The 16,092-nt window shown below is 61.0% G+C and carries 16 protein-coding genes and 1 pseudogene; 12 read left to right on the top strand and 5 right to left on the bottom strand.

The features are described from left to right. The 3 genes from IPI01_21545 to IPI01_21535 all read left to right on the top strand — a co-directional run. A partial coding sequence (locus tag IPI01_21545) for a hypothetical protein (protein ID MBK7260338.1) occupies positions 1–342 on the top strand: 342 nt, incomplete at its 5' end. Further along, on the top strand, positions 339–1,208 hold the full coding sequence (locus IPI01_21540; GenBank protein MBK7260337.1) for a sugar ABC transporter permease: 870 nt from the start codon (positions 339–341) through the stop codon (positions 1,206–1,208). The genes IPI01_21545 and IPI01_21540, both read left to right, overlap by 4 nt. Then, positions 1,205–1,996: a carbohydrate ABC transporter permease gene (locus tag IPI01_21535; GenBank protein ID MBK7260336.1), complete on the top strand. Its 792-nt coding sequence runs from the start codon at positions 1,205–1,207 to the stop codon at positions 1,994–1,996. Before IPI01_21540 ends, IPI01_21535 begins: the two co-directional genes overlap by 4 nt. Positions 1,997–2,161: 165 nt before the next feature. Here IPI01_21535 and IPI01_21530 read toward each other — a convergent pair whose 3' ends face one another. Beyond that, entirely contained in the window at positions 2,162–3,313 is a 1,152-nt protein-coding gene (locus tag IPI01_21530) for a hypothetical protein (GenBank protein ID MBK7260335.1), read from the bottom strand. A gap of 254 nt (positions 3,314–3,567) precedes the next feature. Between IPI01_21530 and IPI01_21525 the strand changes: the two are divergent. From IPI01_21525 to IPI01_21515, 3 genes and pseudogenes are all read left to right on the top strand, one after another. Then, positions 3,568–4,013, top strand: a pseudogene (locus tag IPI01_21525) (SRPBCC family protein). A gap of 88 nt (positions 4,014–4,101) precedes the next feature. Then, a complete protein-coding gene (locus IPI01_21520; GenBank protein ID MBK7260334.1) occupies positions 4,102–4,500 on the top strand; it encodes a DUF3224 domain-containing protein in 399 nt (132 codons plus the stop codon). A gap of 13 nt (positions 4,501–4,513) precedes the next feature. Further along, entirely contained in the window at positions 4,514–4,972 is a 459-nt protein-coding gene (locus tag IPI01_21515) for a DUF1569 domain-containing protein (GenBank protein MBK7260333.1), read from the top strand. 46 nt (positions 4,973–5,018) lie between these two features. On the opposite strand, the gene IPI01_21510 is transcribed toward IPI01_21515, so the two are convergent. From IPI01_21510 to IPI01_21500, 3 genes are all read right to left on the bottom strand, one after another. Then, positions 5,019–7,301 (bottom strand): serine hydrolase, encoded by a 2,283-nt coding sequence (locus IPI01_21510; GenBank protein MBK7260332.1) that lies wholly within the window; start codon positions 7,299–7,301, stop codon positions 5,019–5,021. A gap of 223 nt (positions 7,302–7,524) precedes the next feature. Next, the gene (locus IPI01_21505) at positions 7,525–8,685 is read right to left on the bottom strand and encodes a serine/threonine-protein phosphatase (protein ID MBK7260331.1); all 1,161 of its coding nucleotides are present in this window, start codon (positions 8,683–8,685) and stop codon (positions 7,525–7,527) included. Position 8,686: 1 nt separating this feature from the next. Beyond that, complete coding sequence (locus IPI01_21500; GenBank protein ID MBK7260330.1) at positions 8,687–9,190, bottom strand: PAS domain-containing protein; 504 nt, start codon at positions 9,188–9,190, stop codon at positions 8,687–8,689. A 128-nt stretch (positions 9,191–9,318) separates the two neighbouring features. On the opposite strand from IPI01_21500, the gene IPI01_21495 reads away from it, so the two are divergent. From IPI01_21495 to IPI01_21485, 3 genes are read left to right on the top strand one after another with little or no spacing between them, the layout of a single operon-like run. After that, positions 9,319–9,828 (top strand): NAD(P)H-dependent oxidoreductase subunit E, encoded by a 510-nt coding sequence (locus tag IPI01_21495; protein ID MBK7260329.1) that lies wholly within the window; start codon positions 9,319–9,321, stop codon positions 9,826–9,828. An 11-nt stretch (positions 9,829–9,839) separates the two neighbouring features. Next, complete coding sequence (locus IPI01_21490) at positions 9,840–11,729, top strand: 4Fe-4S binding protein (GenBank protein MBK7260328.1); 1,890 nt, start codon at positions 9,840–9,842, stop codon at positions 11,727–11,729. A 7-nt stretch (positions 11,730–11,736) separates the two neighbouring features. Then, the gene (locus IPI01_21485) at positions 11,737–13,737 is read left to right on the top strand and encodes a (2Fe-2S)-binding protein (protein MBK7260327.1); all 2,001 of its coding nucleotides are present in this window, start codon (positions 11,737–11,739) and stop codon (positions 13,735–13,737) included. A gap of 184 nt (positions 13,738–13,921) precedes the next feature. On the opposite strand, the gene IPI01_21480 is transcribed toward IPI01_21485, so the two are convergent. Next, positions 13,922–14,179: a hypothetical protein gene (locus IPI01_21480; GenBank protein ID MBK7260326.1), complete on the bottom strand. Its 258-nt coding sequence runs from the start codon at positions 14,177–14,179 to the stop codon at positions 13,922–13,924. Between IPI01_21480 and IPI01_21475 the strand changes: the two genes are divergently transcribed. From IPI01_21475 to IPI01_21465, 3 genes are all read left to right on the top strand, one after another. Then, a complete protein-coding gene (locus IPI01_21475) occupies positions 14,163–14,747 on the top strand; it encodes a hypothetical protein (protein MBK7260325.1) in 585 nt (194 codons plus the stop codon). The two genes, IPI01_21480 and IPI01_21475, sit on opposite strands and share 17 nt — an antisense overlap. Before the next feature lie 123 nt (positions 14,748–14,870). Further along, the gene (locus IPI01_21470) at positions 14,871–15,338 is read left to right on the top strand and encodes a hypothetical protein (protein ID MBK7260324.1); all 468 of its coding nucleotides are present in this window, start codon (positions 14,871–14,873) and stop codon (positions 15,336–15,338) included. A gap of 14 nt (positions 15,339–15,352) precedes the next feature. Then, a complete protein-coding gene (locus IPI01_21465) occupies positions 15,353–16,054 on the top strand; it encodes a hypothetical protein (GenBank protein ID MBK7260323.1) in 702 nt (233 codons plus the stop codon). Positions 16,055–16,092 lie beyond the last annotated feature (38 nt).

Raw genomic sequence — 16,092 nt, 5'->3', positions numbered from 1 at the left:
GTGAATGCACATTCGAAGAACCTGGATGCCGCATGGGAGTTCATCAAGTATCTCCGGAGCGAGGAGGCCGATATGGACTGGGTGCGGCTCGATATGGGAGGAATGGCAGTGACCAACGCCGCATTGGCCAGTCCCGAGGCACAGAAGGTGGAAGATCTTTCGATGTTCATCAGGGAACTCAAACACGCGCGCCCGTTCCCCCCGCACCCGAAGGTGATTGCGGTGGCCGGCAACACATTCACACCCTTCTGTCAGAAAGCCATCGTCGGCGACATGACGCCGCAGGCGGCACTGGACCAGGCGGCGCTTGAGGCCCAACGGACGATCGAGGGGAAGGAATGAAAAGGGCCACGCCGTACCTCCTGCTCCTTCCGGCGTTACTGTTGACCGCTCTCGTCGTGGCGTACCCGCTCGTCCAGAACGTGGTCAACAGCCTGCGGGAAGTGAGCATGGTGAAGGGGACCGGTGCATGGGTCGGGTTCTCCAACTACGAGCGCGTGCTGCATGATCCGCTCTTCCTCCTGTCCTTCCGCAATACGCTCGTCTACGCTTTGCTCGGCACGGCACTGGCGGTGCACATCGGACTTGGTCTGGCGCTCCTGCTCACGATGAAGCTCGGAAGGATCACCACCGTTGCATCATTCCTCTATACGATCCCGTGGGTCCTTTCTCCCGTCGTCGCGGGGTTCACGTGGAAGTGGATCCTGAACGACCATTTCGGGGTCGTCAATTACTGGCTTTCCTCGTTGGGGTTGGTCGAACCCGGCATGGCATGGCTGGGGAACCCGCATACGGCACTTCTGTGCGTGATGCTGGCCCGGATCTGGCAATTCTATCCGTTCGCGATGGTGATGTTCCTTGCCGGATTGCAGGGTATTCCCGTGGAGCAGTATGAAGCCGCGGCCGTGGATGGGGCCACGGCGATCCGGAAATTCTACCATATCACCGTTCCCAACCTCCGGCCCGTCTTCTCCGTGCTGGCGGTCCTCGGCGTGATCTGGAGCTTCAACGATTTCAATCTGGTGTTTGTCATGACCAGGGGCGGGCCCATCAATGCGTCCATGGTGCTGCCGGTCCTGGTCCGGGAGTTCTCGTTCGTCTTCTTCGATCTCGGGAAGGGCTCCGCGCTCTCCATCATGACGTTCGTGCTCCTGGTTGCACTGTCCTTCCTGTACATCCGGGTCACGACAGGGAGGGAACCGTCATGAAGAAGGCCATGCTCAGGGTGATCATCTGCGTGATCGCGTTCCTGATCCTCCTGCCGTTCCTCTGGACCGTGTCGACGTCCTTCAAGACGCTCACGGAAGTGAGTCTGTACCCTCCCGTCTGGTTCACGCCCGGCATGAGTATTCAGCCGTACATCGACATGTTCTTCTACATGCCGTTCGCCCGCTATACGCTGAACAGTCTGATCGTCGCGTGTTCCTCGACATTCATTGCGCTGGCCGTGGGCAGTCTGGCGGCGTACGCCTTTTCCCGCTTCGAGTTCAAGGGGAAGAAACTGCTCCTCCTGGTGTTCCTTCTCTCCCAGATGCTGCCCGGCGCATCGGTGATCATCCCGTTGTTCCAGCTCCTCAACGAGGCCGGGCTGTACGATACCCATGCGGGACTCATCCTCGTTCACTCTGCCGTGCTCCTGCCGTTCGTGATCTGGTTGCTGTACGGTTTCTTCCAGGGGATACCGCGCGACATTGAAGATGCCGCACTCATCGACGGTTGTTCGCGGATGACGGCTCTCTGGAGGATCATCCTTCCTCTTGCTCTTCCCGGGATCGGTGCAACCGCGTTGTTCGCTTTCCTGGGCTCGTGGAACGAGTTCTTCTTTGCGCTGATCCTCACATCATCGGATGCCACAAAGACCATCCCGGTCGGCATCGGTCTGTTCGTCGGGGAATACCTCGATATCTGGAATCAGATGGCCGCTTCGGCGGTCCTGCTGAGCGTGCCGCCGCTGGTATTGTTCGCGCTGACGCGGAGGACGTTCGTGAGGGGCTGATGACGGGAGGGTAAAATAGTCCGCGGTGCCACGTGCGGGCACGATCGCTGGAGCGGCATTCGTTCCGGGCAACGGCCAATCCCGCCACAGCCATCGTGGCGGGATGCTCACTCAACAGTACTTTTGCCTGCACTTCGTTGGGCAAACGCACTGGTTGGAGCGGCACTAGAAGGGACTGAAGCCCGCTGTGAGCATGAAGAGGTTGAGCATCCGGTCATCGGTGAACTTCACCGTCTTCGGGTCGGTGTATTGATAGAGGATCGTGGTGCTCGTCGAGACCGAAGGCTTGCTCATGATCCACCGGACGTCGAGCGTGAACCGTCCGGCGACGATCCCGCCGCCCACCTGGAGTGCAAGGGCATTGGCTGAGATGTCGTCTACCGTGGCCTCACCTTTGAGATGGTAGTATGTCTGCGGGAACGAAACGTGGAATCCCTTCTCGCTCAGCATGAGCATCCCGCCCTGCAGGAATCCGCGGAATTGGAATGGAGAAGGCCCGATCGTGCGGACTTCAAGGCCGGTGAATATGGCAATGACCCGCATCTTCATGTCCTCTGGCGTGGCACCATCGATGGCTCCGATGGATGTGATCGTGCCGTGTCCGTGTGATGCGTATGTCGCTCCGGTCAGCCATCGCATCCCGCGCCCGATCCTGAACCCCACTTCGAGTCCGACGACAGGTGCGGCATCGGGATCCCGTGGGGCCACATCCTCGACCTTGTGTTCTCCCATCATGGGCATGGCATAGCCACCGAACACGGTGAGATACCGCCTTTCTGCTTCGCTCCATGCCACAGGCGGGGCGATGTGCGTCATGATCAGCATGGAATCCGGGATGCCGCGGTCGACGCGGACGGATCTCACGACCGCCGTCCGGGGGACCGTCGAAAACCTGCCATCTGCCCAGAGGCCGATCCAGCCTCCGATACCTTCATTCAATTGGACACCGCGCCTGACGGCGCCGTCGGTTGTGAACAGCACATCCTCGGAGTGCTCATACCCCTTGAGGTCCATGCGGGGAGGCCCGGTGAATCTGCCCTGTGCAGGGAGGAAGGACTGGACGAGGATGGAATCCGGGATGCCTGCAGGGAGGCGTTTGACCACCGCAAGTTCTTCCCAGTAGAGCGCCACGGTCTTGCCGTCGGCCGCGGTCAGTGAGATGGTCCCGCCAATCGTGATCTTGTTGGCTATGGTACCGCGAAAGACGTGGCCGTCTTTCAACACGACAACGTCTTCTTCCTGGATCTGGCAGATCGCGCAGACCGTGAGAAGGGTCAGCAGTGAGAACAACAGAGCGAAGTTCCGTTTCGTGCGCATGCAGACTCCCCTGGGTGAACGTGGTTGACCCGCCGGTCCTTCGTCGGATAGGGGTGGCAATGGCAGGATCTTCACGGCGGGGTTCGACAGGCGAAGCAGAATGTCTGGAAAGAACAACGATGGAATGTACTCATCGTCCCATGGAAACGCAAATGGAGAGCCTGTAAGGAACATCTGCAGGCTTCTTCGTGTTCCATACCTGACCGGGGGGAGTGGTACCCATCATGGTGTTCAATTGAGAAGGAGAACAAGGTATGGCAACTGGAACGGTCCGCCTCCACAGGGTGCTGCGTGCTTCCCCGGAAAAGCTGTACAGGGCGTTCATTGACCCCGATGCGATGTGCAAATGGCTGCCGCCCCATGGCTTCACGGGAAGGATGCATTCCATGGATGCCCGTGTCGGAGGAGCATACAAGATGTCGTTCACGAATTTCTCTTCCGGGAACTCACATTCCTTCGGCGGCAAGTTCGTTGAGATGGTCCCCGGCGAAAAGCTCGTGTATACGGATGCATTCGACGACCCGAAGCTTCCGGGCACGATGAAGACGACGGTGCTCCTGAACAAGGTCTCGTGTGGTACCGAACTGAACGTGACCCAGGAAGGGATCCCGAGGTTATTCCTGTCGAAATGTGTTATCTTGGCTGGCAGGAATCTATCTTATTGCTCAAGCAATTGATCGAACCGGAGATACCGGGCTGATGCCCGACACCGGGAGGACCTCCTCCGGTCCATGGGCAGGCTGCTGCACGCATTCTCTCTACTCACGATACCATTCAAAAGGGGGATCATGTCACAAACGGTGAAGGGAACATTCGAGGTCGCGTTGGCACCACAAAGTCTGGTGTTCGCTCAGGAACTGCCCGGACTTGGACGCATGTCCATCGACAAGCAGTTCCATGGCGACCTTGAAGCGACCAGCAAGGGTGAAATGTTGAGCGCGATGTCGTCGGTGAAGGGCTCGGCCGGCTACGTTGCGATGGAACGCGTGTCAGGGGCCTTGCAGGGAAAGAAGGGGTCCTTCGTGCTTCAGCATTCCGCGACGATGAACCGCGGCGCACAGGCGATGGCGATCACCGTCGTTCCTGATTCGGGTACGGACGAGCTGACGGGCCTGACGGGGGGGCTGATCATCGACATCGTCGAGAAGAAGCACTACTACACATTCACGTTTGACATCAACGGCTAGGGGGGCGCACGCAGTGGAAACCCGTTTCGATACCCTGTTCGATCCACCGGCTGTGGACGGGATCCGGGTCCGGCTTGAGCGGCTCCGGCCTGATGCGCACGCTCAATGGGGGAAGATGAATGTCGCGCAGGCTCTCGCGCACATGGCCGCCACCATGGAGATGTCGCTGGGCGACCACACGCCCCCGCGCGTGCTGATCGGCCGACTGCTCGGGCGTTTCATCAAACCCAGGGCCCTGGCTGCCCCGATGCGTCAGGGGAATCCCACGTCGCCGGACCTGCGTATCGCGGATGAGAGGAATTTCGAGTCGGAGCGGAAAAGGCTGCGTGGGCTCATCGACCGGTTCGCGGCCGGTGGGCCTCAGGCCGTGACGAAGGCTCCGCATCCATTTTTCGGGCCGATGACCACCGACGAGTGGGCGCTCCAGATGTGGAAACACCTCGACCACCATCTCCGTCAGTTCGGAGGATAGTGGCCGTCCGGCGAGCGATGAAAGGAACCGAAGGCGTTGCGCCCTCTCAACGGAGGAGCAACGCCTTCTGCGTTTTGGTCAAGGAGGCACCCGCGCTGCCGCTCCCGGTGACCTGAAGACGATAGACGTACACACCCGAAGCAAGCCCCGTGGCGTCGAAGAGTCGGCTGTATGTTCCCGGCGTGAGTTGTTCGTCGGCCAGGAGCGCCACTTCTTTCCCGAGCATGTCGAACACCGCAAGCTTCACGTGTGCCACATGCGGACCGGGGATGGTGAATGCGATCTTCGTCGACGGGTTGAACGGGTTGGGGTAGTTCTGCTCGAGCAGCAACTCTGAGGGCGTGGTGCTTGATGACTGCCCCTGCACTGCGGTCGGTGTTGCGGGTGAGAATGCAAGGGACATGATCCCTGCAAGGCCAAGCGAGCCGATCTCTCGCCCCACGGCTGTCTCTTTATCGAGCCGGGCGAGGCGATACTTCAGAGCGCTTGAAGGATTGCCGACGAGGCCGAAGAGGGATCCCGCGCCATCAAATGCCAGGTCAACGATAGGTTGATTGAATCCGGTGTTGCCAACCCCGATCGTGTCGCCCGTTACCAGATCGATGCGGTAGATGCGGTCGCGCAACGTGGGACTGATCCTGGGTGATGCCCAGAGCGCGCCTGTCAACGGCTCGAAGGCGAGTCCGGATATGGCGATCTTTGTTGTCAGGGCGAGGCTCGCAGCGCCGGTTGTCGTGTTGATGGCGTATATGCGCCCATCGGCAGCTGCAAGATACAATGCCCCGTCCGGTGAGAATTCCAGCCCCTTGAAATCCGACGGCGCGCCTGCCGGGAACGTGATGCGCTTCCGCGGAAACGCCTGTCCCGTCTCGCCGTCGATCTGCACAAGCTCCCAGCCAAGGGCGGAGGCAACGCCCCAGATCATACCGGTCTTCGGATGGACCCGGGCCCCGATGAGCGATCCGTAGTGTGCCGGGCCACGGAGGGCGAGAGTGGCTGCCGCCGTGTCTGCGAGATACACCCGCGAGCTGTCTGAAGTTCCGCCAAGCATGTAACAGACTCCCGGCTGTGCACCCCCGACGGTCGCGCCGCGCAGATAGGCATCGATGAGCGCGGAGATCGCAGAGGTGGTCGTAGCCTCCGACGCATTGAAGAGCACAACGATGCTCGCGCCCGTCCGCGGCAGATATCCCGTGATCGAAATGTACCCCATGATAGACCCGGTGTGTCCCCGCACCGGCTGCGTATAGTAGGCACCCTGTCGTATCCCCAGCCCGTAGCCATACCATCCGAACCCTGTGGCAGGCGCGGTGGTCGTCGGGATGAACCCTGTCAATTGTGTCAATGATGAAGGCGATATCACTGCACCTTCATGGAGCCCCTTCACCCAGCGTGCCATGTCTCCGGAGGTTGAGATGATCCCGCCGGCGGTCCACAGTGTGCTGAAGTGTGCGGTGACGGGCACCGACATGAAGTCGGCCCCGCTGCTCCAGGGATGTGCGATCGGCTCGGTGTGCGATTCATCGACCTCGAGATAGGTATCGTCGAGGGCGAGCGGTGTGAGGATGCGTTGGCGGATCTGCGAGGCGACGGAGTTCCCGGTGACGGCCTTGATGACCATCCCCAGCAGGATGTAGTTCGTGTTGCAGTAGCTGTAGGGGCCGCCCGGAAGGGCCTTGCGCGGACCAACGAAGTTCGCGATGATCTCTTCGGGCGACCAGTATCGTGTGGGGTCGGCGGAGACCGCCTGGCCCTGGGCACTCCCATCGTTCAGATAATCGAACAGTCCCGAGGTCATGTTCAGCAGCTGCCGGATCGTCACGGACATCGTGATGTTGTTCATGGTCGGGAGGTAGGTGCTCAGCGGTTCGTCGAGGCCGATCTTGCCCTCGTCCACAAGGCTGAGTACCGTCGTGCTGATGAACGCCTTGCTGTTGCTCGCGATGCCGAACATCATCGAAGGGTTGATGGCGATGGTCGGGTTCAGCGAGGAGATGCCGGATACGCCCTGCCAGACACCTTGTCCCGGGACCAGGACCGCCGCCGATACGCCTTTCACGCTTGAACTCTGCAGAGTGCGGGCGCTGTCCAGCGCGCGCTGCAGGGAGTAGGCGAGTGCCGGGTCGAATGCCATCCGGCCCTCGTTGTCAGGCGTAATGACGAACCAGCCCTGGCCGGGAGCGCCGGCGGGGAGTTCCTGCTGCGGCCCTGCCGGGGCAGCGGTGGCGCGCGACCGGGCTTCGTCGATCCGCCGCTCCTCCTGGGCGGATGCGAGCAGTGGCAGAGAGAGAGCAAGAACAACGAGGGAGAAGCGGTAGCCTGACCTCACAGATCCTCCTTGATACGAAGACGATACGTTGATCCGGGCGTAAACAGGATCACCCGAGCGGGGAGGTACACAGCGCAATGGCCACGGATCGTGGTGTCATGGTGCGGCGCCGCATCCCGTTGAAGCCAGTGCCTGGTGCGCGGAGTGGGGCGCTGATGGGTATACCGGCTGATCATGCAATATAGTGAACGGATCCCCTGCATTCAAACACAGCAGGATCCCGTTAGCAGGTCACCGTCCGCACTTCCTTCCCTTTGCGCTGCAGGATGTCCGTGAGCTGGCGGATGGCGCTCTTGCGCAGAAGGGATGAGGACGGGATGTGGAGCGATGCATAGGCGGAGTTCTCTGCCAGGCCCACCATGAACAGGACGCTGTCGGCTGCGAGGAGTTCCTGGGCGATCTGCGCCGCGCCGCTGACCGTCTCCGGCAGTCCGCCGCCCTCCGCTGTGGCCTGTGCAAGATATTCGGTGAGGCGGAGCAGCGTGAGTATCCCTTCCGTTGTCAGGTCCACGCCCTCGATGCGGCTCACCGGGGGAAGATCGTCGTGCTCTGAATGCAGTATGGGCCTCGCGGGAGCACCGAGATACATCGCCACGATCGATGCCGTGGTCCCGCCGCAGATGATCTTCCGTCCGGGTTGGTTCATGAAGAACGCCGCATGCTGGTCGTCGGTGGCCGCATCCACCGGTGGCCCGGTGAAAAGGGTGACGTGGCGGCCCCGGCGTGTGCGCACCACGAGGAGTGAGCAGTCGTCGCCCGGCTCTTCCCTGTATTGCCGCACGGTCTCGGTTGCCAGATCCCGCGCGATCGCCTTGGCATCGCTCTTCCGGAGCAGCAGGCTGCTGGTGATGCGCTTTCCAAGCGCCGCACGATCCCATGCCGCATTGTGGTGCGTTCCGGGACCCGCGCCGATGATCCCGTCGCTCATGCCGATGAGAAGGCAGTCGGGTCCCATCGTGAATGCCTGACGCGTGATGGTCAACGCGCCAATCTGCAGGTTCTCTCCTGCGTCCTGTTGCACCGAACTTCTGGAGAAATGGAGGATCGGCGGGTTACCGCAATTGGTGATGACGGTGTCGCCGGACTCCCTGTCGATATCGATCACCAGGAATGTGGCGTAGGCCTCGTTCGAGGTCGACTGCCGGGGGAGCGTGGCTGCGATGGCTTCCACGCACTCCTCCAGAGGAAGGCGCGCCGCAAGCATGCGGGTGAGGATCTCGACGATCAGCGTGGAGGCGACACTCGCCCGGATACCGTTCCCCAGCCCGTCCGACAGGATGCCAAGGAAACGCTCGGGCGTCCGGAGCATCCGGATCGTGTCGCCACAGACCTCTTGTCCATGCCGCGGGACGGACCAGGATTCCGATTCAATGAAGAGGGACATATCAGATCACTTCCCGCTTGAGCAGGGAGGTGAGGCGATGGAGGGCGATCTGTGACTCCGCCGTCGTCTCCCCGAGAAGCTGGGTGATGTTCTGGGCGATCTTCATCTGGTCCCTGATCACATGCGAGATCTCCTCGATGGCCTGCTCCTTGAAAAGGTCGACCTGCTTCATGCGCTTCCACTCGCTGGTCAGGTCTACCATGATCCCGGCAATGATACGTTCTTCCTTGACCGGGAACAGGAGGCGCCTGAGGAAGAGCCCATGGCGGGGGTACTCTTTTCCCTCGCCGGACCGGGGCTCATTTTTCTCCCATACCTCCCGGAATTCCTGGGCATCGTCCAGGATCCGGCTCAAAGGTAGCCCTACGATCTCCTTCTCCCGAACGTTGAAAAGTGAGCAAAATGAAGGGTTTACGAGGGTCACATGGAGGTCAGGATTGACCACAACCAGGCCATTCGGGTCGTGATCCCAGAGGATCTGCCAAAGGGAGGGTCTTTCGGACATAAAAAATTCTCCTTGATTTACGTCACAGCATGTGATATATTAATATCGATATATTTATATCGATACAATAATATCATATATCAGCTCCAAATCCAAACGAAAAAGAACAAGTACCCCGGAAAATCAAAATGTCCCCTGAAATGCTCGTTTCCCGCGCTGAAAAATTCTCGAAGGTCTGCGGGATCCTCGAACGCTTCGGTCATAAGCCAACGATGTTGATCCCGATCCTTCAGGCCGTACAGGAAGAATACCGCTATCTGCCCGAAGAAGTACTCAGTTTCATCGCTGCCACTCTGGACCTCCCCCCGGCCCGTGTTTTCGGGGCTGCCACGTTCTATGCCCACTTCGCCTTGAAGCCGAAGGGGCGGTATGTCATCAGGGTGTGTGATGGCACTGCCTGTCACGTGAAAGACTCCGAGCCCATCCTGAACAAGCTACGTACCGTGCTGGGTCTTGGCAAGGGGCAGCAGACCACCGAGGATATGGAATTCACCCTTGAAACGGTCTCGTGCCTGGGTGCATGCGGCCTGGCTCCGGTGGTGGTTGTGAACGAAGAAGTGCATTCCCTGATGACCCCCGAAAAGACCGAGGCCCTCGTGAACGGGTTGAAGGGGCGGAAAGAAGGGATGGCCGCGTAATGGAAACCCTCATGGAGCCTGTACGGCTGGAAGAGATCGCCGAAGAATACCGGCGCCGGTCCAGTGCCGTCGCTGCGCGCATCGTCCTGTGTGCCGGCACCGGGTGCATCGCCAACGGCGCGAACAAGGTCTTCGCAATGTTCAAGACCGTCCTCGAGGCGAAAGGCCTCGATGTGTACGTCGATCTGAAGATGGTGGAAGAGGACAAGGCAGGGTTTCACCTCTCGGAAAGCGGCTGCCAGGGCTTCTGCCAGATGGGTCCGCTTGTGACCGTGCTGCCGGACAACATCATGTACACGCGCGTCAAGGCAGCCGACGTTGCCGAGATCATCGAAGAGACGGTCATCAACAAGCGTCCGGTCACACGCCTGCTGTACAAGGACCCGGCAACGAAAGAGGTCTGTCGCGGTACCGGCGACATCCCGTTCTACACACAGCAGAAGCGGATGCTGCTGAAGATGTGCGGACAGATCGATCCGGGTGACATCAACGAGTACATCGCGCTGGGCGGGTATGCGGGTGCGCGACGTGCACACCTCGAGCTCTCCGCCGATGACGTCACCCGCATCGTGGAGGACTCCGGCCTGCGCGGCCGTGGGGGCGGGGGGTTCCCGACGGGTCGCAAGTGGCGTGCTGCCGCAGCGCAGCCGCCGGGAAAGAAGTATGTGATCTGCAACGGCGACGAAGGGGATCCGGGTGCCTTCATGGACCGGAGCGTAATGGAAGGGAATCCGCACAGCGTGATCGAAGGCATGCTCATCGCCGCGCGTGCGATCGGGGCCGATGAAGGATATGTCTACGTCCGGGCGGAATACCCGCTCGCCGTGAAGCGCATGCGCGCGGCAGTGGAGATCGCGGGATCGCTCGGCATCCTGGGCGAGAGCGTGTTCGGCTCTGGCCGTCCGTTCCGCATCAATGTGATGGAGGGTGCCGGGGCATTCGTGTGCGGTGAAGAGACGGCGCTGATGGCGTCCATCGAAGGGCGGCGCGGCATGCCGGCCCCGAAGCCGCCGTTCCCGGCGGAGTGCGGACTCTTCGGCAAGCCGACCATCATCAATAACGTGGAGACCCTGGCATCGGTCCCGATCGTGATCTCGCTCGGCGCAGAACAGTTCCGTGCCACCGGCACGAAGGCCTCGCCGGGAACCAAGACGTTCGCGCTCACGGGGCATGTCGCGAACACCGGACTGATCGAAGTTCCGTTCGGCACATCATTGCGGACCATCATCTTTGACATTGGAGGAGGCGTGACGACGAGGCGCGGGCCCGGAAAGCCGGAGGACTTCAAGGCAGTGCAGATCGGTGGGCCATCAGGCGCATGCCTCTCGCCGCGGTATCTCGACCTTCCGCTCGAGTTCGACTCGCTCAAGGCGATCAATGCCATGGTCGGGTCGGGCGGACTCGTGGTGATGAATCAGGATACCTGCATGGTGCAGGTGGCGCGGTTCTTCATGCAGTTCACCCAGAGCGAATCCTGCGGCAAGTGTGTCCTGTGCCGCGAGGGGACCTATCAGATGCTCGTCCTCCTCGATGATATCATCGAAGGGCGTGCGGACGAGCGGACGATCGGACTTCTGGAGAGCGTCGCCCGGGCTGTCGGCACCGGTTCCCTGTGTGGCCTCGGCAAATCCGCGCCCAATCCGGTGCTGTCCATCCTGCGCGACTTCCGCGGGGAGTTCGATGCGCATATCGCGCACAAGCGCTGCCCTGCGAACAAGTGCACCGCGCTCATCCGCCCCAGCATCGTTGCGTCCAAGTGCCGCGGCTGCGGTCTGTGCGTCAAGTCCTGCCCGACCGGTGCCATCACCGGCGAGCGGAAGCAAGCGCACATCATCAACGAGGCCCTCTGCATCCGTTGCGGTGCATGCCTCACGACCTGCAAACTTGGCGCGATAGCGTGAGGACACCATGGAACAGACATCATCACCAACACCATCATTGACCATCAACGGCCGCAAGGTCTATTACAACAACGAACGCAACCTGCTCGAAGTGATCCGGAAGGCGAACATCGAGCTGCCCACGTTCTGCTACCATTCTGAACTCAGCGTGTACGGCGCATGCCGCCTGTGCGTCGTGGACATCGAAGGGCGCGGGATCGTCACGTCGTGCTCCACACGTCCGGAGCCGGGCATGAAGGTCCAGACCTCCACCGAAACGCTCCGGGAAGTGCGCAAGGTGAGCCTCGAGCTCCTCCTCGCGCGCCACAACATGTCGTGCACGTCGTGCCTCAAGAGCGCCTCCTGCCGTCTGCAGGAGGTCTCCCGCAAGCTCGGCGTGACGGAGATCCGATTCAAGAAGAGTGAAGAAGTGCATCCCATGGACACCACGGCGGCAGGCATCACGCGCGACCCGAATAAGTGCATCCTGTGCGGCGATTGTGTGCGGGCCTGCAACGAGATCCAGGGGATCGGCGCGATCGATTTCGCCTACCGGGGCCATGCCATGCAGGTCGTGCCGAGCCTCGGCAAAGGGCTGGGCGAGGTGACCTGCGTCGAGTGTGGACAGTGCGCACGTGTCTGTCCGACCGGCGCTCTCACGCCGCGCTCCGAGATCGACAGGGTATGGAAGGTGCTGGAAGACAAGAAGAAGTACGTCGTGGTGCAGGTGGCTCCGGCCGTGCGTGTGGCACTGGGCGAGTTGTTCGGGATCGAGAGCGGCAAGGACGTGACCGGACAGATGGTGAGCGCGCTGCGCATGCTCGGATTCAAGAAAGTGTTCGATACGGCGTATGCGGCAGACCTGACCATCATGGAAGAGACGGCGGAGTTCGTGAAGCGGATGGAGAAGGGCGAGAACCTGCCGCTCATCACCTCCTGCTGCCCGGGATGGGTGAAGTTCGCGGAATTCAAGTTCCCGCAGCTCCTGGACAACGTCTCGACCTGCCGTTCGCCCCAGCAGATGCTCGGGTCGGTGGTGAAGGACACGCTCCCGAAGGAACTGGAGATCGCGCGCGAAGACCTGATCATGGTATCGGTCATGCCCTGTACCGCCAAGAAGGGCGAGGCCGCCCGTCCGGAGTTCGCCGTGGACGGCGTGAAGGACGTGGACATCGTGATCACCACCCAGGAACTGGGGGTGATGATCCAGCAACTCGGACTCAAGTTCGCGTCGCTGACACCGGAATCCTTCGACATGCCGTTCGGCTTCAAGACGGGCGCCGGGGTGATCTTCGGCAACAGCGGTGGCGTGAGTGAAGCCGTGGTGCGGTACGCTGCGGAAGTACTCGGCGGCAAGCCTTTGGCGCAGGACGACGTGATGGAAGTGCGTGGCGAGAATGGCATCCGCAACGTGAGCGTCATGCTGGGTGACCGGGAGCTCCGTCTGGCCGTGGTGCATGGTTTGCGGAACGCGAAGCGCCTGCTCAATGATGTGAAGAAGGGCAAGGTGGCCGTGGACTTCATCGAGGTCATGGCATGTCCGGGCGGCTGCGTGGGTGGAGGTGGCCAGCCGGTGAGTCTCGAACCGGCGGTGCGGAAGTCGCGTGCGAAGGGGCTGTACAGCGCAGACAAGGCGTTGCAGCTCAGGCGTTCGCAGGATAATCCGTATCTGAGCCGCGTCCATGGGGAGCACCATCACCATCTGCACACAACGTACACGGACCGCTCCGAAGCGTTCGAAGGGGAGGTGAGTCTCTCGCGGTGTGACACCGAGGATTCGGTCGAGCTGAAGATCTGTCTCGGCCCCTTGTGCCTCTCGCGTGGATCGGACGAGCTGTTGAATGCCGTGGTCGACCGGATCGCGGAGGACGGGTTGGTGGGGAAGGTGCATGTCGTCGCCCACACGCGCGTCGACCCCTGCGAGCATCCTGTGACCGCGGCGATCGACGACGAGGAGATCGCGCATGCGACGGTGGAGAGCATCATGGGGGCGCTGCACGAGAGGCTGGAAGTTGTGAGGGCCCACTAGGCAAGCGGGGCAACGGGCAGAAGCGGTGAATCCGGGGGAAAGGCCGGGTCCTGGTGGTGGGGCAGGATCTGGCCTTTTCCTCATGCTGTTGACCCCCGCGAAGCGGGGTCCGGCCGCCTCTTGTACCTCCATCGTGAACCAGGATGGGTTGATTCCGGCGGTTGTGTTGACTATCTTTGGTTGTTCAGGAGTGCCCTCCGGTAATGGTATCCCTGAACGCTATCTGGACCCCGGGGGAGTTCATCCACGATGTGCGCTGCTCGTAGTGCCCCCGTTCCGTGAGATATCCATTGCCGCAAGAAAGCGCGGCGATGAGAATTTCAGCAAGGAACTCTTCAATGCCGATCTCGCCGTTGACCTTATTGGCCCGCCATCTCAGATCCACGCTCTCGGGCCACACCATTCTGGTTGTCATGTTGCCATTGATGTCATTGCTCTTCATGTCGTGCAAGGATCCTGCCGGACCGGAGGCGGTCGCGTCTTCCGGGGACGTGGGGTTCGGATTGCCTTTCGTCGTAGGCACGACGTGGACGTACAATTTCACCGAATCGTACCATGAGAAGGATTACTACTACCGGACGCAGAAGGGTGTCCATGTCTGGCGCCTGACGGGGGTGGATGGAACGGGTATTCCCCGAACGTACACGTTCACGTCGGAAGCGGTGGACACCGTGCACATCGCTCAGCGGACAGGGCCGAACGGCTCGATTCAGGAGACGACATACATGTTCCGGAGCGATGTTCCGTTCACCGCGACGGTCTCGAACGATTCCATCACATTCCGGTGGTCAGGGTCTCTCGGGTATGTGAGCTATGAAGCAGAGCGTCTGGCCCGTGCAGCCGATAATGGGGCAGCATCGGTCACTGTGGCTGGCACGAGCGGGGGGGCCATTGCGTATAGCGCGGTCTATGAGCGTGGCATTGGTCTCCGATCATTCCAGCAGAGCCTTTCGGCGATGAGTGCATCATACAGCGTGTCGCTGGCCTTTGTCTCGGTCAAGACACCATAGTGGCGTTATGCTAACCGTGGTACTCCGGGCTCATGGGGCTGCGGCTCGAAGTGCAACTGTGCTCGTGATCGGCCGTATCATGGACAGCACACAACCTCTGGTTTCACTACTTGACAATATTCCATGAGATCCCTCAGTCTCTCTTTTATCCTTCTGTTCGCCCCGTGTGTCGGGGCGGCGTCGATCACCGATTCATCGGATGTCCCGGGCCTTGGGCACTGGGGACTGATGGCCGGCAACAGCGGCATCAGTTTCGGTAACGGCCAGGACATGAATGGCATACGCTTCGCCTGGCGCGATGGCGCGTTCGTCCGCGTGGACGGCATCAATCTCTCCCTCTGGAAACCCTACAACGAACCCCGGGGCGAGGTGAACGGATTCTCATTCGGCGTCCTCGCCGCGGCAGGGCAAGAAATGAACGGCATCACCGCCGGCATCGGTGGGGTGGTCGCCACCGGCGACCTCACAGGATTGAACATGGGGGGCCTGGGGATGGTGTCGGGAGGTGACGCCACCGGAATCAACCTCGGAGGCCTTGGGACTGTTGCCATGGGCAACATGACCGGGATGAATTTCGGGGGCTCGGCCTGATCTCTCAGGGCTCGATGAGCGGCATCAACATCGGCGGGCTCGGGCTGGTGAGCCAGAAAGAGATGACGGGTATCAATCTCGGGGGGCTCGGCACCGTATCGCAGGGCGCGATGACAGGCATCAATGCCGGCGGACTCGGCCTTGTGTCGCAGGGGAACATGTCAGGGATCAATTATGGGACGCTCGGCACGGTTGCGCAGGGCAACATGAGCGGGATCTCGTTTGGAGGCCTCGGGTTGGTTACACAGGGGAGCATGACCGGCATCTCGGTGGCAGGGCTCGGCCTCGTGGGCAAAGGAGGTATCACCGGGGTATCGTTCTCAGGCCTTGGACTCGTGGCAGGAGAGGGGAGCATCACCGGGGTGAGCGTAACCGGGCTCGGGCTGGTGTCGGGGAATGCGATCACAGGGGTCTCTGCGACGGCGGGCATGGTGCGTGCGCAGGGCAGCATCACCGGCGTGACATTCGCCGGATACCGCATGAAGGCGCCGGAGATCACCGGCCTCAATGTTGCGATCGGATGGACCGATGCGAACATCCTGAGCGGCCTGAGCTGTGCGGCCTACCACCGGACCGCCGAACTGCAGAAGGGTCTGGTCATTGGCGTGTTCAATAATGCGGAAGATCTGCAAGGCATCCAGATCGGTATCCTGAACCATGTGGAGTCCAATCCCGCATGGGCCCGATGGCTGCCGCTGATCAACGCGCGGTTCTGAGTGTGACGTGCGTTGCCGCTTCCGCTGGAACTTGTCAT

This window comes from Ignavibacteriota bacterium, assembly GCA_016707525.1.
Taxonomy (GTDB): domain Bacteria; phylum Bacteroidota; class Ignavibacteria; order UBA10030; family UBA6906; genus JAGDMK01.
The sequence above is the reverse complement of the archived record's forward strand: the minus strand, read 5'-3'. Positions and strand labels throughout refer to the sequence as shown.

Coding starts and splice junctions, on each gene's coding strand:
- IPI01_21480 (MBK7260326.1), bottom strand. CDS start 14,179: ATGAAGAGCAATGACATCAATGGCAACATGACAACCAGAATGGTGTGG.
- IPI01_21485 (MBK7260327.1), top strand. CDS start 11,737: ATGGAACAGACATCATCACCAACACCATCATTGACCATCAACGGCCGC.
- IPI01_21540 (MBK7260337.1), top strand. CDS start 339: ATGAAAAGGGCCACGCCGTACCTCCTGCTCCTTCCGGCGTTACTGTTG.
- IPI01_21500 (MBK7260330.1), bottom strand. CDS start 9,190: ATGTCCGAAAGACCCTCCCTTTGGCAGATCCTCTGGGATCACGACCCG.
- IPI01_21470 (MBK7260324.1), top strand. CDS start 14,871: ATGAGATCCCTCAGTCTCTCTTTTATCCTTCTGTTCGCCCCGTGTGTC.
- IPI01_21475 (MBK7260325.1), top strand. CDS start 14,163: ATGTCATTGCTCTTCATGTCGTGCAAGGATCCTGCCGGACCGGAGGCG.
- IPI01_21495 (MBK7260329.1), top strand. CDS start 9,319: ATGTCCCCTGAAATGCTCGTTTCCCGCGCTGAAAAATTCTCGAAGGTC.
- IPI01_21505 (MBK7260331.1), bottom strand. CDS start 8,685: ATGTCCCTCTTCATTGAATCGGAATCCTGGTCCGTCCCGCGGCATGGA.
- IPI01_21465 (MBK7260323.1), top strand. CDS start 15,353: ATGAGCGGCATCAACATCGGCGGGCTCGGGCTGGTGAGCCAGAAAGAG.
- IPI01_21530 (MBK7260335.1), bottom strand. CDS start 3,313: ATGCGCACGAAACGGAACTTCGCTCTGTTGTTCTCACTGCTGACCCTT.
- IPI01_21520 (MBK7260334.1), top strand. CDS start 4,102: ATGTCACAAACGGTGAAGGGAACATTCGAGGTCGCGTTGGCACCACAA.
- IPI01_21535 (MBK7260336.1), top strand. CDS start 1,205: ATGAAGAAGGCCATGCTCAGGGTGATCATCTGCGTGATCGCGTTCCTG.
- IPI01_21490 (MBK7260328.1), top strand. CDS start 9,840: ATGGAGCCTGTACGGCTGGAAGAGATCGCCGAAGAATACCGGCGCCGG.